The following is an 18,197-nucleotide window of genomic DNA, read 5'->3' as shown; positions in this document are numbered from 1 at the left end:
ATTCCGAGATGAAGAACGATTTACATAAAAACGATACAAACTGGCCAACCTAAGAATAGACAAATTATCTCTTGACATAATCCATTTAAATCTATAACTTTCTGGAAACCAAACATTTCAGAAGCTATGAATATGATGGATCGAATCGAACATTGGGGCGATACACATCATCCGGCCTGGTTGGATGCTGTGCGTATTGGTCTGGGAGTGCTACTGTTTGTAAAAGGTATCAGCTTCATTAGCGATACCACGAAGTTATCCGAGTTGGTAAGCGAGCTTGACATCCAGCTCTGGACTGTCACAGCAGTACATTACGTAGCATTTGCACATATTTTTGGTGGCTTTCTCATTGCACTGGGATGTCTCACAAGATTGTCGTCAATCATCCAGATTCCGATTCTGGTTGTAGCTGTATTCTTCGTAAATATGCGTGTAGGATTCTCTTACCTTAATTCAGAATTGTGGCTTTCTATGATCACACTGTTTCTTGTGATCTTGTTTGCTATAACCGGATCCGGAAAATTCTCGATGGACGAATGGATGAAGAATCACAACAATTGATCACGCCAGCTGCGGCTCAGATTTGTACAGGTATTTTTTCTTGTATTCCAGAGGAGTCATATCGGTAACCTTTTTAAAGTGTCGGTAAAAGTTGGACACATTATTAAAGCCGCATTCAAAACAGATTACTTCCGTAGCCAGCCTGTCTTCAATTAAAAAACGGCAGGCATGGCTGATACGGATCTCTACCAGAAAATCATTATAGGTTTTCCGGGTCATCAATTTAAAATACCGGCAAAACGAGGTAACTCCAAGATTCGCTATTGCTGCAACCTGCTGAAGGTTGATGTCATCCTGATAATTGGCCAAGGTGAAATCGTAGATTTTATTCAGCCGAAGTGTTTCCAGGTCGTTGGATTTATAAAAAGCATGACCCGAAGTGATACCTGTCTTTTCCGGTGTCTCTGCCAGAATTTTAAGAATCGACAAAAGAATAATTAACCTGTCGAGGTTTTGTGCCTCCACCGCTTCATGCATTAGCTGTATCACCTTTTCTTTTGCCTCTCCTTCAATAACCAACCCCTTTTTTGCCCTTTCAAACAACCTGGGCAGTAGGTATGCTTCTGGTAAATGAAGGAGTCCGCTTCCCAGGCAATCAGGCAAAAAATGTATTACAATCACTTCAACACTTGCATTCGCCTCTTCTTTCATCCGCCATATGTGCGGCAAATTCTCTCCAAGAAGGATCAGTTCTCCATCCGAAAAGTTGCTAATATTATCGCCGATTAGCCTCACCCCTTTTCCCTTTATGAGATAATGAAGTTCGAGTTCTGGATGATAATGCCAAACTGTTCCGAAACCAGATGCCTGCTCGTGACGTATGCTAAATGAGTTTTCGGATTTGACCGGAACCCTGTGAAAATGCGGCTTCATGTTTTGTTGCGTAACTATGATCTACATTCCACTAAAAGTAAAATATTTTCTTGTTTACTTTAAATTTATTAAAATATTTTAATAAAAATTAATTCCTGATTGTCAAATTCAACCAGTTCAAATTAAAGCGATAATGAATACTACTACTTACCAAATGAATGAGATTATCAGGAGTTTGGGTAATCGCTAAATACCCACGCGGCTCGGCATGCGTATCGTTCATTTCAAATGCGCCTGTCCATGCACCGCCGTTCAGATAACGGTCTTTCCCATCAGTCAATAGTTTTTTAACCGGCCAAGTTTTCCCTTCGTCGTACGATATAGCCGCGTACATCCCGAATCCCTTGAATGTGCCGCCTTTCCCGTCAGAAAACAGCATTCCTTTTTTGTTTTCGTCTGGGTCTTCGGGATGATGTGTGAAGGACACCAGCAACAATGGTCCTTCCTGCAAACGAAGCAAAATTAACCGCTGTCCACCGGCAACAGGGGGAAATTCTGACGCTGAATAGGTCCATGTTTTGCCCATGTCTCTGGAAATACTCATCGGCATTTTTGCTAAACCATCAGAACCGGTGATATTGTTATTTCTTCCCAGCGCCATTAGGCTTCCGTCTTTCAATTGCACTACTCCTGCATGTATACCTGCGATAAGACCGCCTGTTTCACCCGACTTGAATTCCGGAACAGCCGGATCAGTATATGGGTTTTCCCATGTCTTCCCACGGTCTTTACTAATATGGATCGCCGTACCGCCAACAGGCCCCGGATCTGCATCCCCTGCCTGAATCAGCCACCCTTCTTTTGTTTCAAACATACCAGCGATCACCTGGTTGCGAACCTGATGTTCGGGATCAGCCATGGACGGAGCCGACCAGGTAGCACCATTATCCGTACTTGTTCGCAACACCATCGCCAGATTTTTCCAATCACCGTCAGTTTCCACACCATTCATGTGGTAAAGCGTGCCTTTTCCATCACTAAAAATGGATGAGCCCGTCATATTTCGGTCGGGAACGTTGAAAAATTCGGATGGTTTATCCCACTCATTTAGCCCTGCCCTAAGCCGGCTTGCCAGTATCGTCATTTCCCTTCCAGATTCCTGATTTGTAGAAAACCAAATCGCCAGAAGATCCCCGTTGGGACACCAGGTAATAGCCGGACAATGGTTGTGATGGAAAAAAGGAACTTCATCCGGACACTCAGGTTTGTGAACGTACCTTATAGGTTCCATAAATACCGGTTTGGTATCCGAAGTTTTCTTCCAGCCAAATTTTTTCTGAGTTACATTTTTGTAAACAGCTGTTGCCGGAGTAGCTGCAAGAGGCTTAGTTGTCGGCAATTCCCCCTCAACCACCCGAAATCCCAACTGAAAATGTTTGTCCTCCGGAATCATTGCCATTCTGTTTGACGACCGAAGATAGACCACCGGCGTTCCGTGACTGCCTCCTCTCGTTACACGAAACAAACCCGATACCCTACCAACAGGATCACTTTGTTCGCCTGAGGCATACGGTCCGTACCAATCTGAACACCATTCTTCAACGTTACCATGCATATCATAAACTCCAAATGCATTGGGCTCAGCCTGAGCAACTTTTAGCGATACGATCTCAGGATTCCGGTCTGTTTTTTGGCTTTTAAGATGTGCTTTGGACAAAAATCTTCCGGTTGAAAAATCGGTAACCGTTCCGGCACGGCATACATATTCCGCTTCAGTGGGCAACCGATATGTTTTGCCTTCCTTTTTGCTCAGCCAGTTACAAAAGGCGACAGCTTCGGCGTAACTGACAAAAATAACTGCTTCGTCATCCTCTTTTGAGAAACCACTTTTGCCTCTTAATTTTTTATGCGACGGGTCAAATGCTTCGTATTGTGCATTGGTTATTTCGGTAGCAGATATCCTGAATGATTTTATAGAAACCCGGTGGACCGGATTTTCATCTGCGGTTTCTCCCTCACCTTCCGATCCCATGTAGAACTTTCCGGAAGGAATACTTACCATTTGAATCCCTGTATCATATTTTTTTTGAGCCAGCGCTAGGGATACCGAAAGGAAGACCACACACATTAAGCACATCCATTTCATAAAATTGCTTTTCACTGTATCCAATTTATTAATATTCATTTTGGTATCCCAAATATAAAGACATATCCATCGAAGCTTAACTGCCAAGCAAGACAAACCGACAGATATACTTCCGATCTCCATGCTTACGGAAGAAAATCATTTCCCTTATCAATATGGCTTGAAATTCTTTTTAACAGGCGGGATCCTGGTTGACTATAAATAAAGGAATAGGCAACGATATACTCATTCTGATGATACTATGTCTTTTTTCTGGTAAACCAGTTGTCTTCCGCATTCAGTTTAATGATGCGCTTTCTATTTTCGGAAAGCTTGTCAACCGCGTTTTTAAACTTTCTATTGCTCCCTCTTTTTCTGCCGGTTCTTCCCCAGAATATACTCCTAGACGTCTCAAATATTCCTCGCTAAGAAATCTGTCCTTTTTAATTCTTCTCAACTGATCAAAAACCTGATTTCGCAAACTTGCAAAAAGATACGATTGAAAACTACAATCCGGCTTTATGTCTGATCTACGACGCCAAATCTCTACAAATACATCCTGAATAACATTTTCCGCTTCTACTTCATTTTTCAATAAGTTGCTACAAAATACCAGTGCTGGTCTACGAAAATGCAGATATACCTGCATGAAAGCAACATCATCTCCCTGCGTTACACGATTAAGCGTTTCTCGATCTGGAAAAGTCATAGGAATCAGAAGAAAAAGATATTAATCAATTGATTATAATAAGTTCATTAATCCACTCAAAATGAGCGACGTAGTATTCATCCAATTTCAAACATCGCATTAGTAGATCATGTCTACTTTACAACTTCGTAATTTTTAAACAGGCTAATTATACCCAGATCTTCATAAAGACTATCCAATTGTGACATTACCTCATCCATTCCGTCTTTCAATGTTTCTGTAAAAACCCCGACGTCCCTTCTTGTATATGCTGATATCGGGAAACCTCGTTTTGCCAAACCATACTTTGCATTGATAGGATATGCGGCATGTACGACATCCATCGTATCTACAAAAAACTGCTGCACTCTGGCTATATCATACTCTTTACCAGGCTCATTGTAGTTCTTGCAAATCCATACAACCAGCTCAGGATAAATGTTGCCCTGAATGCAAGATAAGCCGGCAGCACCTGCACGAAGCGATGAAACTGCATTGACCATATAGGCATCGTACAGTCCAAAATTATATTCTCTTGCCACTTCAAGACGACGAGCAACCTCTTCTGCGTCCAGGCAGGTGTCTTTATGATAAACAACGCGCCCGCTTTTGAGCAATTCCGAAAGTACATCGCTATTTATCAGCCGCTTATAAGGGACAGGACATTCATAAAAACCAAGAGGAATATTTTCAGTAAGAGCAATAAGTTCTTGGGCATTAGCAAGAAATACCTCGTCTGACTCCTGCTCATCTGCTAAAAGACCGGATATCACAATAACTGCCTGCACACCGGTCAAGTATATACGTTTAACAAAATCCGCTTGTTTGGGGATGGCACCACCGAATGTCCCGGTTGCAACAACGGGAACTCTTCCTGCAACCTGATCTACCACAGTTTTGGTAACATCCAACCTCTCCTGTTCACTGAGCTCAAACATTTCACTGGATAAACAGTTCGCAAACAAACCCGCTGCACCTGCTTCCAGATAAAATTCAGTCAATTGTTTAAGCCCCTTGTAGTCTACCGCTCCATTTTCCAAAAATGGCGTGATCATAACCGGAATAAAGCCTTGTGGTAATGAAGAGGGTGTAGGAATGGTAGTCATGTTATTAAATTTTTAGTGTTTAGGTTTAAATTTTGTAAAAACACAAAAGGTTAGAAAAGACAACGTCGGAATGAAGTTTGGGAGACACAAACTTTCGCGTTTTAGGCAAAAACTCTGTACAAACGATAATACACTTAGATCAATGCCTTTCCAGCACCACATCTGGCTCCGGATCCACCTTCTTTTTGAACCGTGTCAGTAATACTCCCACCAGAAAAATGGTGAGCGTACCTACAACCATGATCATATTTTGGTGAAGAGGGTTACGCAAATATTCATATTCATCCGGGAGTTTGGCTGAAAAAGTCATCCAGATAATGACCGCAATACCAATCAAAGTTGCAATGAGGGCCTCTGTGTTTTTAGTATTCCTTGAAATAATTCCCAATAAGAACAACCCCAACATGCCTCCTGCAAAAATTCCGGAAAGCATCCACCACACATCCAGCACGCTTTTAACGCCAATCATGGCGATACCAGTTATCATTCCCAACAATCCAAAAGCTGTTGTTGCCACGTATAAAAGTCGCATTGACTGCGCCGGATTTAAATCCTTTTTAAAGTAACGCTGGTAGATGTCAACAGAAAAAACGGTAGCCGAAGCATTCATTCCTGAGCTGATCGTACTCATTGCCGCAGACATAATTGCCGCCACAATTAATCCAAGTAAGCCTGCCGGAACCTTATTTACCATAAAGTGCGGCATCACTTTGTCGCCATACTCTGCCGGCGTAAGTGTGGCTGCCAACTGTTGAATGGCGGCTGTTGTTCCTTGCGGTAAACGTTCAGTTGCTGCCTGCATCCGCACAGCATTCAGGAGATCGGGACTACTTTGATAATAAGCATAAAGGCAGGAACCGAGAATAAAAAAGATCAGCGAAACAGGAAGATAAAGATATACACATAACCAGATTGAACTGGCTGCCTCTTTGATGGATGTGGTGGTGTGGTAGCGCTGGACGTAATTTTGATCCATACCAAAATTGTTCAGATTCATAAAAAATCCGTACAGAAGCACAACCCAAAACGATGACTGCAAAAAATCGGGAGCAAAACTGCCCAGACTAAATTTATTATCTGTTTTTCCGATATCGATGATTTTCGAAATACCTCCGTCCATGCCATTTACCACGAGATAGAGTATTACCAGAGCACCTATTGTCTTAATTACACCCTGCACCACTTCCGTCCATATTACGGCTTCCATCCCTCCCATCACCGTATAAATCACAATGCAAATGCCCACTACGATCATGATCGTAGACATTGGATAACCTGTAAGTGCCTGTAAACTAAGTGCAATCCCGAAAAATATCGAACCCATCCTGGCAAGCTGTGTGAGTAGAAAACAGACAACGGCATAAGTACGGGCCCAGGGGCCGAAGCGGTGTTCAAGGTGGGTGTATGCTGAAACCGTACCGGTGTTACGATAAAAAGGTATAAAAAAGCGCGTAGCTACCCAAGCAGCAAGCGGCATGGAAAGACTGAATACAAAGGAATTCCAATTGCTGCCATAGGCTTTACCAGGAACCCCTAAAAAAGTATTACTACTCAAAAAAGTAGCGTAAATAGAAATTCCTATTGCCCAGCCGGGGATTTTCCCGGAAGCTTTTGTGAACTGTTCGGAGGTGGTGTTTTTCCGGGAAAAATAAATACCGACTCCCACCATTCCCACCAGGTAAGCAATAACGATAAGAAGGTCAACAATAGGTAAGGATTTCATTCTACTTTTTGGATAAGTATCACTTAATTGCAAATAAACAGGATAAATAATACAATTTTATATGTATTCGTGCCTGATTATTGTACGATATTACCATTCGACGTTATATCTGCGTGATTTACTGTTCCTACACATGTTTTTTATCTCTGAAAAAGTAGCCTATCCCAACTGAGGAAATGATAATGAGTAAAATAATGATCACCTTAGTCCAAAGTCCTTCATTGGGATGATCGAGCAAATAGGCTATATTTTGCGCTTCCTTTCCTGCCCATACCGCCAGAATTGTTCTTGGGATCATACCTAATGTACCACCGGCCAGTACCTGCCTGAAGCGCGCTCCTGCCATGGCAAAGAATAAATTGGTGACAGCAAAAGGCAATACTGGAGATAATTTTGTGAAAAATATGAGACGAAGTTCGTTCTGATGGAATTTTTTCAGCAAACCGGATACCTTAGGATAGATCCGTATCAGGTGATGCCTGACCACATCCGGTTGCAGAAAGCGCGACATCCCGAAAACAATGGCAATGGCTCCTATATTAAGGCCGAACAGAAGCGGCAGAGCGAGCCAACCTAAAAAATAGCCGAATACGAGTGCCAGAAAAGTAGGCGGAGTAAGAGCAATGGCCGATGCAATTGTAAGCCCGACCGTCACTAAAATCCAATGTTCGACAGGCCAGGATCTCAGCACTGGTTCATTACTGACTGCCCAGGCTGTGGCAATAGAAGTGGTTACCAATGGAATGAGCGTAAGCAAAACACTTACGATAACCGGTAATGATAATTTTTTTGCTGGTAATTTCTCCGAATGCATATTTGTAATATATGTCCCAAGTCAACGATTGCATGCCGAAAAAGGTTTTTCATAAACTTATCTTTGTTAAAAGTAGCCGTCAGCGATCGGCTTTCAGACAACCAGAGCTAAAAGCCAGCAGCTTATAGCTCACAGCTAATCGAAATATGAAATTCGGAACCAAAGCAATTCACGCAGGTGTGGAACCCGATCCGACAACGGGGGCAATTATGACACCCATATATCAAACCTCCACTTATGTACAGGAAAGTCCCGGTAAGCATAAAGGTTACGAATATTCCCGGACGCACAATCCAACCAGAACAGCGCTACAAAATGCTTTGTCTGCTTTGGAAAATGGTAAACACGGGATTTGTTATGCATCCGGGCTCGCGGCAACAGATGCTGTGCTCAAACTTTTCAGACCCGGTGATGAAATTATAGCAACCAACGATATTTACGGTGGCTCGTATAGAATCATGAAGCGCATTTTTGAACCGTTGGGATTGGTTTTCCACTTTGTTGACATGAGTAATGTGGATAACATCAAAAATGTGATTACTAATAAAACCAAATTGATCTGGGTGGAAACACCAACAAACCCACTTCTGAGGATTATTGATATTGAATCCATCACAACACTTTGTAGGCAAAAAGGTATTCTTTCCGCTGTGGATAACACCTTTGCTTCTCCATATCTTCAAAATCCGCTTGACATGGGTGCTGACATTGTCATGCATTCGGTTACCAAGTACCTCGGCGGACATTCGGACACTGTAATGGGTGCTCTGATTACAAGTAATGATGAACTGGCAAAACAGCTTGCATTTATCCAGAATGCGACCGGGGCCGTTCCCGGACCGCAAGATTGCTTTCTTGTACTGAGAGGTATAAAAACCCTGCACATTCGCATGCAACGCCACTGTGAAAATGCTATTCAGGTGGCACAATGGCTGGAAAATCACCCAAAAGTAGCACAGGTTTATTACCCGGGGCTTCCTTCTCACACGGGTCATGAACTCGCAAAAAAGCAAATGCGCGGTTTTGGCGGGATGCTTTCTTTTGAAATGAAGGGCGACGTGTATGAAGAAGCCGTACTCGTTATGGAGAATCTGGAAGTATTTTCTCTGGGCGAATCCCTTGGCGGTGTCGAATCGCTATGTACACATCCGGCAAGTATGACACATGCAAGTATTCCAAAAGAAGAACGTGAGAAAGTAGGACTAAAAGATACACTGATCAGGCTGAGTGTTGGAATTGAGGATGTGGAAGATCTTATTAATGACCTGGAACAGGCGATTGGATGATGTCTTTTTTTGCAATCGAAAGCCAAATCCACTACTTTTGAACCTGCATTTTAAGAAACTAAAAATATAATTTTTGATATGGAATTAACAGGAACAGTCATTGCTTTACTTCCAGAAGTAACAGGCCAGGGCAAAAACGGAACGTGGCGTAAGCAGGAATTCATACTTGAAATTCCGTCTCAGTACCCGAAAAAAGTGTGTATAGCGCTTTGGGGAGACAAAATTGATCAGGCTGGCTTGCAGGTAAATGATTCTGTAACTGCTTCGATAGACGTGGAAAGCCGTGAATACAATTCTCGCTGGTACACAGAAGTAAAAGCTTGGAAAGTAGACAAAGCCGGAAGCGCAGGCGGATCATCGGCTCCATCCAATCAGGGTGCGGGTGCATTCCCTCCCGTAACTACTTTCAGTGAAGATTCTTCTGACGATCTTCCATTCTAAGACCCAAAAAACCGGATATGTAAATAAAACCGGTTGATCTCCAACGCCGTATGAACCAGATGATTCTCGTTTTTGTAGGTGGCGGGCTTGGAAGCCTTGCCCGGTACGGAGTTGGAAAAGCATTTGTTAAGTGGTCGTCAGTATTTCCTTTTGGTACACTGACGGCCAATATAATGGCCTGCCTCATCATGGGTTTCTTTACAGGCTGGGCAGCCTTAAAACCTTCTGATAATATTAGCACCTACCGGGCATTCGTGGCCATAGGTTTCTGCGGAGGATTCAGCACTTTCTCTACATTCAGCAACGAAACCATTCTGCTGATTCAAAACAATCGTTTCGGCGACGCTGCGCTCAACACGTTTTTAAGTCTTATCCTTTGTTTTGGAGCTACCTTGATGGGCATTTGGCTGGGAAAATAATTCTTATCAATTGGACTGATATGCCATCGACATGGTAAACTTATCCAACATTTCGTGCGGATGAACTTCAAGGATTCTTGCCAAAACCATTACTACAAGCGTGTTGGAGGCAATTTTTCTCGGGATCCCCGCAAATGCAGCAAACAAGTCTACTGTCACAGATTCTTTTTCATCCAGCAGCTTCATGAGCTTTTCTTCTTTCTCGCCGTACTGAAATCTTACATCCCGTTCGCCCTTGCCACGTCGCATAATTTCTTTCATTTCACGGCTTGCCTGAATCGATTTGTCTTCTACACGAATGTATGCCTGCCGCACTCCCGTATCGTCGACCACGTAATGCGGCTTATCTATACTTTTAGGAATGGTTAGTACCAAGACATCACGATCGTGTGTGATCGGAATCTTTTCGTGTTTGTAAGAAATTTTTGGAAAAATGTATTTGTCAATGGCCCTGGAAAGCGTGTACTCATCTTCCTCGGCATCTTTGAGGCCTTTAATGCTTTTGTCATCGCCAACTCCCACGAACAATTTTCCACCACCAGAGTTTGCAAACGCGACAATTTCGCGGACAATCTTTTCAGGATGATTGGATTTCAGTTTGAACTCCACATGTTCACCCTCTCCTCTTTTCACCAGCTCTTTCAGCAATCGAAGTTCCATCGGTTTTAGAATGGCTAGATATCTGAATAATGACAATTCCTGTTGTTACTTTCTTTGAAGATAACGTAACAATTTACAATTTTTTGATAGAGATAAAAAACCGTACCTATCTTTTTGATATATCTCTAAAACAAAAAACGGCACCTTTCAGCGCCGTCTTCTATTTAATATTCATCTTCGTTGAAAAAGAAATCATCTTTGGTTGGATAATCAGGCCAAATTTCCTCAATGCTTTCATAAGGCTGACCGTCATCTTCCAATTCCTGAAGGTTTTCCACTACTTCAAGCGGAGCGCCTGTTCTGATGGCAAAGTCAATTAGTTCATCTTTGCTCGCAGGCCAAGGAGCATCTTCAAGATATGACGCAAGTTCGAGAGTCCAGTACATAGTATTTTCGCCTATTAATAGTTACTAACAATTTTTGCAAAAGTAAAAAATTCTGCATCTTTTAATAGCTTTAAGCGAAAAAAAACAAAAATAATTGTTTTTAGTTTAAAAATATTTTATTTCAATTTTTAAGTGCCTGATAATAAGAATATTAGTTTTAATTAATTAATCTCTCTTCACTTACTTTTACACATCTGCCATTAAAGAGCTATTACCTGGTTTAGCTCTGATTTGAGTTTCCGCCTCCATATCGCTCAGTTTCAAAACCCGTCAAATTATAAGAAATCAAATGGGTCTATTTACCGCACTTACCGACGCCGATGATTGTATTTCCCCGCCCGTTTTGTAATTTCCCTCATCATTATAGTTTACATAAAATATGACAATTGAAGTTTGTGCCTATTCCCTTGAATCTTGTATTAATGCCCAGGCGGGCGGCGCAGGAAGAATCGAACTCTGTGGCGGATTAGGTGAAGGCGGTACTACACCCAGTGCAGGATTAATAGAAATGGTGAAGGAGTATGTTCAAATTCCTGTATATGTGATGATTCGCCCGCGTGGAGGAGATTTTGTCTATGATTTCTTCGAAGAAGAGATCATGAGAAAAGATATTAGTACAGCAAAAAAATTGGGAGCGGATGGTGTTGTTCTTGGTGTTCTGCATCCTGACGGACAGGTAAATGTTGAAAGAACTAAAGCGCTTGTTGAGTTTGCGCACCCTTTGAAAGTAACTTTTCACCGCGCATTTGACCTCACTCCCGATCCAATGAAAGCCTTGGCGGCGGTGATTGAAACAGGTGCAGAACGTATTCTTACTTCAGGACAAAAACCATCGGCTCCGGAGGCATTGGAACTGCTTGCCCAACTTGCAAAAAAGGCAAATGGTGCCATTGAAATTATGGCAGGAGGTGGTGTAAATCACACCAATGCAGCTGCTTTAGCAGAAACGGGTGTTCACGCTTTGCATTTAACAGCGAAGGTATTCCGTCCGGGTCGCCAAAAGTATTTCCCTGCGGGCATTTCCATGGCTGGCGAAATTCCCGATGAGAAATCAGTAATGTATAGTGACCTTGGTCTTGTGGAAGCTATTGTTAAAGTAGTTAATGCCTGATTTTTGCTTGTGTAACAGAATCTTATTACAGGATTAACCCGTCCTCAATATGAAATTTTTCAAAGCAATTGCATCTCTTCTGGTTGCCGTCGGTTTCGTTTATGCGCTCAACAGGCCATGGGGACCCGTTCCCGCATTAGGAGCATTTTTAAGTCCATTTACCGGATTTTGGCAAAATGGTGAAAAGCAGACGATCGACAAAAATCAGATTATATTAAAAGCGGACGGCCTCAGTGCTGAGGTAATTGTTCGCTTTGATGATACCGGTGTTCCTCACATTTTTGCCAAAAATGATTTTGATCTTTTCTATGCACAAGGCTATCTGACCGCAAAGGATCGTTTGTGGCAAATGGACCTTCAGACCAGGGCTGCTTCCGGCAGACTTTCAGAAATTCTCGGTCCGGCCACTTTGCAAATGGATCAGAAAAGCCGGCGTCTGGGAATGGGTTATGGTGCCGAAGCCAATCTTAAAATGGCCATGAGCGACCAGCATTCCAAAACGGCTTTGGAAGGTTACTCGGCGGGTGTGAACGCATACATTGCTCAGCTTGACCCAAAGGATTATCCGGTAGAATATAAATTGTTAGGTTACAGTCCTGAACCATGGAAACCAATTAACACCATGTACATGCTGGAACAAATGACACTCACGCTTGCCGGCAGGGCGAATGATTTGAGCATAACGAATGTGCTGAAAAAATATGGTAAGGACGTGATCAACGAATTGTTCCCGGATTATCCAATGTTTCAGGAAAGCCCGATTATACCAACCGGAACAAAGTGGGATTTTCCAAGATTGCCAATTCCCGTTGAAAACCCGTTAAAAAACCAGGACTCTGTTTCTGTAAGCAAATTTGCTCGGGAGGAAATAAAACCAGAAGGAATCGGAAGTAACAACTGGGCGGTTGGTGCGGAGAAATCCATTACGGGATATCCAATTCTGGCCAATGATCCGCATCTTGAATTAACGCTTCCATCAATCTGGTACCAGGTGCAGTTGCACACTCCGGATATGAATGTGTATGGTGTGTCGTTACCGGGTATTCCAAGCGTCATCATCGGTTTTAACCAAAATGTGGCCTGGGGCGTAACCAACGTTGATGCTGACGTGTTTGACTTTTATAAAATTAAATTCAAGGATACCACACAGGCAGAATACTGGCACAATAACCAGTGGAAATCTACCAGCAAAAGAGAGGAACTCATTTATGTAAAGGGCCAGAAGGAACCGGTAAGGGAAAACGTAGTGTACACACATCACGGGCCTGTTACTGAAACAGATCAGCAAGAAGGCAGCCCACCCAATTTGGCCCTAAAATGGATCGGTCATGAGCCAGGAAATAGCTTTCTCACATTTTATGAACTTAATAAAGCCAAAAATTACGACGACTACAGGAAGGCACTGGCAAAATATGTTGGTCCGGCTCAAAACTTCATTTTCGCCGACAATGGAAAGAATATCGCATTAACGGTAAATGGAAAATTACCTCTGAAATATAAGGATCAGGGTAAGTTTCTGCTGGATGGATCAGACGCGTCCGAGGATTGGCATGGATGGATACCGGCAGAACAAAATCCGTTTGTCAAAAACCCGCCGCGTGGTTTTGTAAGCTCTGCCAATCAGTCATCCACCGACCCAACATATCCATATTATATCAACTGGATTTTTGCGCCTTCCGAAAGAGGTATTCGTATCAATGAGCGCCTTGCCGCCATGACGAAGGCGAATGCAGACAGCTTACGGATGCTACAAAACGACAATTTCAATGTTTTGGCAAGGAGTGTTTTGCCACGACTTTTATCCGTACTGAGTTCTTCGCCGTTAAGCCCGGTAGAAAAAGCAGCTAAAATAACGCTGTCCGACTGGGATTATCAGAACAACCCGGAATCTATTCCCGCTTCGATATTCGAAACCTGGATGCCCCTTCTCCAAGCTTCCATATGGGACGATGAATTCGGCTCCGAAATTGTTCCGATGAAATATCCTTCACGCGACAGAACGTTGTACATGATTTTGAATCAACCCAACGAAAAGTGGTTCGACAATGTGAAAACCACACCGAAGGAAACCATGCCCGACATTGTGCTCAGCAGCTTTAAAGCAACACTGGACACTTTGAAAAAGCATCATGGCAGCATGAGTCCGGCCTGGAAATGGACCGATGTAAAGGGAACGGAGATCAAGCATTTAAGCAGAAGTTTGAAAGCCTTCAATGCGCCGTTGCTCAAAACGGGAGGAGGCTCTGGCATTGTGAATGCAATAACCAAACGAAATGGCCCTTCCTGGCGCATGGTGGTCGAACTGGGCCCTTCACCAAAAGGATATGGGATTTATCCAGGCGGGCAGTCGGGCAACCCGGGAAGTCCGTATTACCTCAATCTGATGGATAAGTGGGAAAAAGGAGAGCTGAATGAGCTTGTGTTTTTATCGTCGGCAGATCAGCAGCACCCACGTCTTACTTCCGGTATCACATTTAAAAAGAACTGACAACCATGAATATCATCCTGATCGTTGTTGTAACAGCCATTTGTCAATATTTTGCCCCTTGGTGGACGGTAGCTCTGGCTCCGTTTCTCATATTACTCTGGCGGCCTGCAAATACTTCTTTTAATGCTTTCCTTACAGGTTTTGCTGCCATTGCACTGTTGTGGTTTGCATATGGATTGTACCTTCATACCAGTTCGGAAGGTGCTATGTCCAACAGAATCGCTCAGATTTTCTCTCTTCCTAACGGAATATTGCTATTGGTAGTGACGGCACTCGTTGGCGGATTAGTTGGTGGGTTTGCTTCTTTGTCCGGGCATTTTGTTCGCAGGGCTGTTTAATTAGCTGGCAAAGGCAATTTTGACCAGATTATAATTTACTAATGCTATATGAACAACCGGATACTTTCAGAATTACTTAATGAGCCGAATGCCCATTTTCTGCTTCTTGAGGTCGAGGCTATACTCAATACCGAAAAAGAAAAGAGGATTCAGTTTCATAACAATATTCTCAAAGAGGAAAAGGTTGAGTTTATTAATGGTGAAATTGTTGTTCATTCACCCGTTAAAAAGAGGCACAACACAGCCAGTGGACTTCTTTATCGACTAATTAGTATTTTTGCAGGCAAGAATGACCTGGGATTTGTTGGTATTGAAAAAATAATGATTACACTGACCCGGAACGATTATGAACCGGATATTTGCTTCTTCAAAAAGGAAAAATCACAGCATTTCACAGAAGATCAGATCCTCTTTCCGGCACCCGATCTGGTGATTGAAATTCTCTCAGACTCTACCGAAGATCGTGATAGAGGCGTAAAATTCAAGGATTATCAGGCCCACAAAATCCAGGAATACTGGATCATCGATCCTGAAAAACAGACTTTGGAACAATACAATTTAAATGGGAATGCCTACGATCTGATCCTCAAATCATCAGAAGGATCAGTAAAAAGTTTTGTTATTGATGGCTTTCAAATTCCGGTTCGCGCCATTTTTGATGAAGCCGAAAATCTGAAAGCCATTGGTGGTTTTTAGAGTACCAGGAAATTAGGTTTACAACTCCTCCACTCCAACCCCACCCAATTCCTGAAAGAGCGTTTGCCAGTAATGCGTAACATGAGGATTATTTTCTTTGGACGAAGCTGTTGGTTCAAAAGGAGAAACGATGGTAACCTGCGGTGAGCCAATCACATATTGTTCCAGTTTCTTGCTGTCCGCTTTGGCTTCTTCTTCCGCCTGTGCATCATCCTTGGGAGGTTTTACATGAAAGTCACGGCGATCTGCGCCTTTCACACTTTCGATCATATCGCTGAAATAATACACTTTCACATCAGCTCCGCTCTCATTGGCTTTCGCAATCACAGGCAAGCTCGCCCATATATCCGTCGACAGGTTCGATGCGCCCGTATTCTGCTGATTTAGTTTTGCAAGAAGCTGGCGCAGGAAAATTCCTTTCTCCTTTTGAAGAGACATAGCGTACGCCGTTTCAATAGCTTCGCGATCGGTTGCATTAGCTGCCTCCATATTATCTTTTTCACTCCGAACCATTACCGACATTGCACGAGCCTTCGATGTGTTTTCATGAATAAAATAAACTTCCAGTTTGTCGCCTTTGTTTTTCATGTTATTCTCCATGATATCCGTCAGCACCTGGCGGTATTTTTCATTGACGTAATTCTTATTTACATTCACACTCTGCGTTTTATCCAGGAAAACCAAAGTATAAACAGGAGCATCTGAGGCCACTTTGGTCGCTTCTTTTTCGCCGCCACAGGCCGCAAGCATGACCATCATAGCCGAAGCCATAAAATATTTGAACTGAAATGAAGTTCTCATGAAATAAAGGGGATTTGTTTTTAAAGTCATAGCTAATAATAATGAGGCGAAACTAACCAGTTCGCCAATATCTTACAACGCGGAACGGACAACCAAAGCAATTATTTTATCAAAAATGCAAAAATCCCTCCGTGCACGTTGCCACAGAGGGATTTATATCCTGCTGAACAGGTATTTGACAAACTACTTTTTAGCGAATCGGTATCCAACGGAAACACCTAGTACCGAATTTTTTACTTTCAGATCATCATCTATTGGTACCTGATTAAGCAATCCCAAATCGTAGTTAATTCCGAATGTCATGGAATGTACCACAATACCTACACAAACTCCCAGACCCGCATCTAATCGTCTCATCACACCCTTATCACCCCATACGACCTTCGATTTTTGAGTTGAGGAGTTTCCATTCAGATCGGTATACTTATTTCGTCCCACCAATCCATAACCAAAATAAGGACCAAATGTCCCATACATGTTCGCCCCTCCTAAATTAAAAGAGACTCTCCCATTTACAGGAACATGCAAAAAAAGCAGATCCACCTTGCTTTTGATCCCTGTGAGCCCACCTCCGGAATATTTATAGCCCTTCATCGACAATAGTAAACCCGTTTCTACAGATATCCTTTTTCTCACCGGGAAATCGAACGTGCCACCCACATGCAAACCAGGATTCAATTTTAAACCTTCGTTTTCTGATTTGCCTTTATAATGAACCAGCCTGGATGATAAATTCAATCCTCCTTTCAAAGTAAAGGTTTGAGTAAATCCTGACACTAGAAACGTCATGAAGAACAGGATGGACAATAAACAGGTTTTCATTTTCATGTCGATAGGAGTTCTGATTGAATGATAGGGACAAAAAAATAAGCTCAGATTCGTAAATCTAAGCTTATTTCATCAATGCAAAAATAATCTACTTATTCTGCTGCTGAATCATCGTTACCAATTCTTCCGAAATACCGGTAGAAGAATATCCTCCGTCATGGAACAGATTCTGCATGGTTACAAATTTGGTAAGGTCTGAGAAAAGGGTGATGGCGTAGTTGGCACAATCATCAGCCGTTGCATTTCCAAGCGGACTCATTTTTTCTGCAAACTCATAAAACGCATCAAAACCTTCAATTCCTGAACCTGCTTTGGTTTTAGTAGGGGACTGAGAAATGGTATTTACACGAACGTTCTTCGCTTTTCCGTAACGGTAACCGTAGCTGCGTGCGATGCTTTCCAACATTGCTTTTGCTTCTGCCATGTCGCTGTAAAAAGAATAGGTGCGTTGTGCTGCGATGTACGACAATGCAACAACCGATCCCCATTCGTTGATCGCATCCAGCTTCTCTCCTACCTGCAAGAACTTATGCAAAGAAATGGCTGAAATATCCAGTCCTTTCTGCATCCATTCGTAGTTCAGATCGCCGTAAGATTTTCCTTTACGAACGTTTACAGACATTCCGATGGAGTGCAAAACGAAGTCGATTTTACCTCCCAAAACGTCCATCGACTGGGTATAAAGATTCTCGATATCTTCAACCGAAGTGGCATCGGCGGGAATAAGCTGAGCATCACAAGTTTTCGCCAATTCCTGAATCCCCCCCATACGCATTGCGATTGGAGCATTTGTCAAAGTAAAAATTGCGCCTTCTTCTTTCGCTTTAAGCGCTACTTTCCAGGCAATTGAGTTCTCGTCCAGAGCACCTGATATAATCCCTCTTTTTCCCTTTAATAAACCGTAAGCCATAAT

19 protein-coding genes are annotated in these 18,197 nt (G+C 42.7%); 8 read left to right on the top strand and 11 right to left on the bottom strand.

The genetic code is table 11. The features are described 5' to 3' along the window. Positions 1–126 precede the first annotated feature (126 nt). Entirely contained in the window at positions 127–561 is a 435-nt protein-coding gene (locus LZG71_RS17340) for a DoxX family protein (RefSeq protein WP_233822393.1), read from the top strand. Here the strand turns inward: LZG71_RS17340 and LZG71_RS17335 are convergent, their stop codons facing one another. The 6 genes from LZG71_RS17335 to LZG71_RS17310 form a co-directional block, all read right to left on the bottom strand. Further along, entirely contained in the window at positions 562–1,434 is an 873-nt protein-coding gene (locus tag LZG71_RS17335; protein ID WP_233822391.1) for an AraC family transcriptional regulator, read from the bottom strand. 88 nt (positions 1,435–1,522) lie between these two features. After that, positions 1,523–3,559, bottom strand: a complete 2,037-nt coding sequence (locus tag LZG71_RS17330) for an SUMF1/EgtB/PvdO family nonheme iron enzyme (RefSeq protein WP_233822389.1) — start codon at positions 3,557–3,559, stop codon at positions 1,523–1,525. A 238-nt stretch (positions 3,560–3,797) separates the two neighbouring features. Then, on the bottom strand, positions 3,798–4,208 hold the full coding sequence (locus LZG71_RS17325) for an RNA polymerase sigma factor (protein ID WP_233822387.1): 411 nt from the start codon (positions 4,206–4,208) through the stop codon (positions 3,798–3,800). A 113-nt stretch (positions 4,209–4,321) separates the two neighbouring features. Next, positions 4,322–5,293, bottom strand: coding sequence for a dihydrodipicolinate synthase family protein (locus LZG71_RS17320; protein ID WP_233822385.1), 972 nt, complete (start codon positions 5,291–5,293; stop codon positions 4,322–4,324). A 139-nt stretch (positions 5,294–5,432) separates the two neighbouring features. Continuing rightward, the gene (locus LZG71_RS17315) at positions 5,433–7,016 is read right to left on the bottom strand and encodes a sodium:solute symporter (protein WP_233822384.1); all 1,584 of its coding nucleotides are present in this window, start codon (positions 7,014–7,016) and stop codon (positions 5,433–5,435) included. Between the two features lie 127 nt (positions 7,017–7,143). Further along, positions 7,144–7,830 (bottom strand): TVP38/TMEM64 family protein, encoded by a 687-nt coding sequence (locus LZG71_RS17310; protein WP_233822382.1) that lies wholly within the window; start codon positions 7,828–7,830, stop codon positions 7,144–7,146. A gap of 146 nt (positions 7,831–7,976) precedes the next feature. Here LZG71_RS17310 and LZG71_RS17305 point away from each other — a divergent pair, with 146 nt between their 5' ends. The 3 genes from LZG71_RS17305 (at position 7,977) to crcB (ending at position 9,976) form a co-directional block, all read left to right on the top strand. Continuing rightward, positions 7,977–9,116 (top strand): cystathionine gamma-synthase, encoded by a 1,140-nt coding sequence (locus LZG71_RS17305; RefSeq protein ID WP_233822380.1) that lies wholly within the window; start codon positions 7,977–7,979, stop codon positions 9,114–9,116. Positions 9,117–9,194: 78 nt separating this feature from the next. Further along, entirely contained in the window at positions 9,195–9,557 is a 363-nt protein-coding gene (locus LZG71_RS17300) for a DUF3127 domain-containing protein (RefSeq protein ID WP_233822379.1), read from the top strand. A gap of 50 nt (positions 9,558–9,607) precedes the next feature. Then, a complete protein-coding gene (gene crcB, locus LZG71_RS17295; RefSeq protein ID WP_233822378.1) occupies positions 9,608–9,976 on the top strand; it encodes a fluoride efflux transporter CrcB in 369 nt (122 codons plus the stop codon). 6 nt (positions 9,977–9,982) lie between these two features. Here the strand turns inward: crcB and LZG71_RS17290 are convergent, their stop codons facing one another. Together LZG71_RS17290 and LZG71_RS17285 are read right to left on the bottom strand one after the other, a co-directional pair. Next, positions 9,983–10,636 (bottom strand): helix-turn-helix domain-containing protein, encoded by a 654-nt coding sequence (locus tag LZG71_RS17290; protein WP_233822377.1) that lies wholly within the window; start codon positions 10,634–10,636, stop codon positions 9,983–9,985. A 164-nt stretch (positions 10,637–10,800) separates the two neighbouring features. After that, positions 10,801–11,022, bottom strand: coding sequence for a DUF2795 domain-containing protein (locus LZG71_RS17285; RefSeq protein WP_025762642.1), 222 nt, complete (start codon positions 11,020–11,022; stop codon positions 10,801–10,803). 379 nt (positions 11,023–11,401) lie between these two features. Between LZG71_RS17285 and LZG71_RS17280 the strand changes: the two genes are divergently transcribed. Genes LZG71_RS17280 through LZG71_RS17265 form a run of 4 tightly spaced genes read left to right on the top strand, consistent with a single transcriptional unit; the run spans position 11,402 to position 15,655 of the window. Next, the gene (locus LZG71_RS17280) at positions 11,402–12,133 is read left to right on the top strand and encodes a copper homeostasis protein CutC (RefSeq protein WP_233822376.1); all 732 of its coding nucleotides are present in this window, start codon (positions 11,402–11,404) and stop codon (positions 12,131–12,133) included. Positions 12,134–12,182: 49 nt separating this feature from the next. Continuing rightward, a complete protein-coding gene (locus LZG71_RS17275; protein ID WP_233822375.1) occupies positions 12,183–14,621 on the top strand; it encodes a penicillin acylase family protein in 2,439 nt (812 codons plus the stop codon). A 5-nt stretch (positions 14,622–14,626) separates the two neighbouring features. Next, the gene (locus tag LZG71_RS17270) at positions 14,627–14,959 is read left to right on the top strand and encodes a hypothetical protein (protein WP_233822374.1); all 333 of its coding nucleotides are present in this window, start codon (positions 14,627–14,629) and stop codon (positions 14,957–14,959) included. Positions 14,960–15,007: 48 nt separating this feature from the next. Next, positions 15,008–15,655 (top strand): Uma2 family endonuclease, encoded by a 648-nt coding sequence (locus tag LZG71_RS17265; protein WP_233822372.1) that lies wholly within the window; start codon positions 15,008–15,010, stop codon positions 15,653–15,655. An 18-nt stretch (positions 15,656–15,673) separates the two neighbouring features. On the opposite strand, the gene LZG71_RS17260 is transcribed toward LZG71_RS17265, so the two are convergent. The 3 genes from LZG71_RS17260 to LZG71_RS17250 form a co-directional block, all read right to left on the bottom strand. Then, positions 15,674–16,456: a hypothetical protein gene (locus tag LZG71_RS17260; RefSeq protein ID WP_233822370.1), complete on the bottom strand. Its 783-nt coding sequence runs from the start codon at positions 16,454–16,456 to the stop codon at positions 15,674–15,676. 183 nt (positions 16,457–16,639) lie between these two features. After that, positions 16,640–17,278: a porin family protein gene (locus tag LZG71_RS17255; protein ID WP_233822368.1), complete on the bottom strand. Its 639-nt coding sequence runs from the start codon at positions 17,276–17,278 to the stop codon at positions 16,640–16,642. 94 nt (positions 17,279–17,372) lie between these two features. Continuing rightward, a complete protein-coding gene (locus LZG71_RS17250; protein WP_233822366.1) occupies positions 17,373–18,194 on the bottom strand; it encodes an enoyl-ACP reductase in 822 nt (273 codons plus the stop codon). Positions 18,195–18,197 lie beyond the last annotated feature (3 nt).

The organism is Dyadobacter sp. CY312, from assembly GCF_021390535.1.
Classification (GTDB): domain Bacteria; phylum Bacteroidota; class Bacteroidia; order Cytophagales; family Spirosomataceae; genus Dyadobacter.
The sequence above is the reverse complement of the archived record's forward strand: the minus strand, read 5'-3'. Positions and strand labels throughout refer to the sequence as shown.

Bases quoted from the DNA above. Each gene is read 5' to 3' on its own strand.
- crcB (WP_233822378.1), top strand. From the start codon at position 9,608: ATGAACCAGATGATTCTCGTTTTTGTAGGTGGCGGGCTTGGAAGCCTT.
- LZG71_RS17260 (WP_233822370.1), bottom strand. From the start codon at position 16,456: ATGAGAACTTCATTTCAGTTCAAATATTTTATGGCTTCGGCTATGATG.
- LZG71_RS17340 (WP_233822393.1), top strand. From the start codon at position 127: ATGAATATGATGGATCGAATCGAACATTGGGGCGATACACATCATCCG.
- LZG71_RS17310 (WP_233822382.1), bottom strand. From the start codon at position 7,830: ATGCATTCGGAGAAATTACCAGCAAAAAAATTATCATTACCGGTTATC.
- LZG71_RS17315 (WP_233822384.1), bottom strand. From the start codon at position 7,016: ATGAAATCCTTACCTATTGTTGACCTTCTTATCGTTATTGCTTACCTG.
- LZG71_RS17265 (WP_233822372.1), top strand. From the start codon at position 15,008: ATGAACAACCGGATACTTTCAGAATTACTTAATGAGCCGAATGCCCAT.
- LZG71_RS17335 (WP_233822391.1), bottom strand. From the start codon at position 1,434: ATGAAGCCGCATTTTCACAGGGTTCCGGTCAAATCCGAAAACTCATTT.
- LZG71_RS17270 (WP_233822374.1), top strand. From the start codon at position 14,627: ATGAATATCATCCTGATCGTTGTTGTAACAGCCATTTGTCAATATTTT.
- LZG71_RS17275 (WP_233822375.1), top strand. From the start codon at position 12,183: ATGAAATTTTTCAAAGCAATTGCATCTCTTCTGGTTGCCGTCGGTTTC.
- LZG71_RS17250 (WP_233822366.1), bottom strand. From the start codon at position 18,194: ATGGCTTACGGTTTATTAAAGGGAAAAAGAGGGATTATATCAGGTGCT.
- LZG71_RS17300 (WP_233822379.1), top strand. From the start codon at position 9,195: ATGGAATTAACAGGAACAGTCATTGCTTTACTTCCAGAAGTAACAGGC.
- LZG71_RS17290 (WP_233822377.1), bottom strand. From the start codon at position 10,636: ATGGAACTTCGATTGCTGAAAGAGCTGGTGAAAAGAGGAGAGGGTGAA.
- LZG71_RS17320 (WP_233822385.1), bottom strand. From the start codon at position 5,293: ATGACTACCATTCCTACACCCTCTTCATTACCACAAGGCTTTATTCCG.
- LZG71_RS17255 (WP_233822368.1), bottom strand. From the start codon at position 17,278: ATGAAAACCTGTTTATTGTCCATCCTGTTCTTCATGACGTTTCTAGTG.
- LZG71_RS17330 (WP_233822389.1), bottom strand. From the start codon at position 3,559: ATGAATATTAATAAATTGGATACAGTGAAAAGCAATTTTATGAAATGG.
- LZG71_RS17280 (WP_233822376.1), top strand. From the start codon at position 11,402: ATGACAATTGAAGTTTGTGCCTATTCCCTTGAATCTTGTATTAATGCC.
- LZG71_RS17285 (WP_025762642.1), bottom strand. From the start codon at position 11,022: ATGTACTGGACTCTCGAACTTGCGTCATATCTTGAAGATGCTCCTTGG.
- LZG71_RS17325 (WP_233822387.1), bottom strand. From the start codon at position 4,208: ATGACTTTTCCAGATCGAGAAACGCTTAATCGTGTAACGCAGGGAGAT.
- LZG71_RS17305 (WP_233822380.1), top strand. From the start codon at position 7,977: ATGAAATTCGGAACCAAAGCAATTCACGCAGGTGTGGAACCCGATCCG.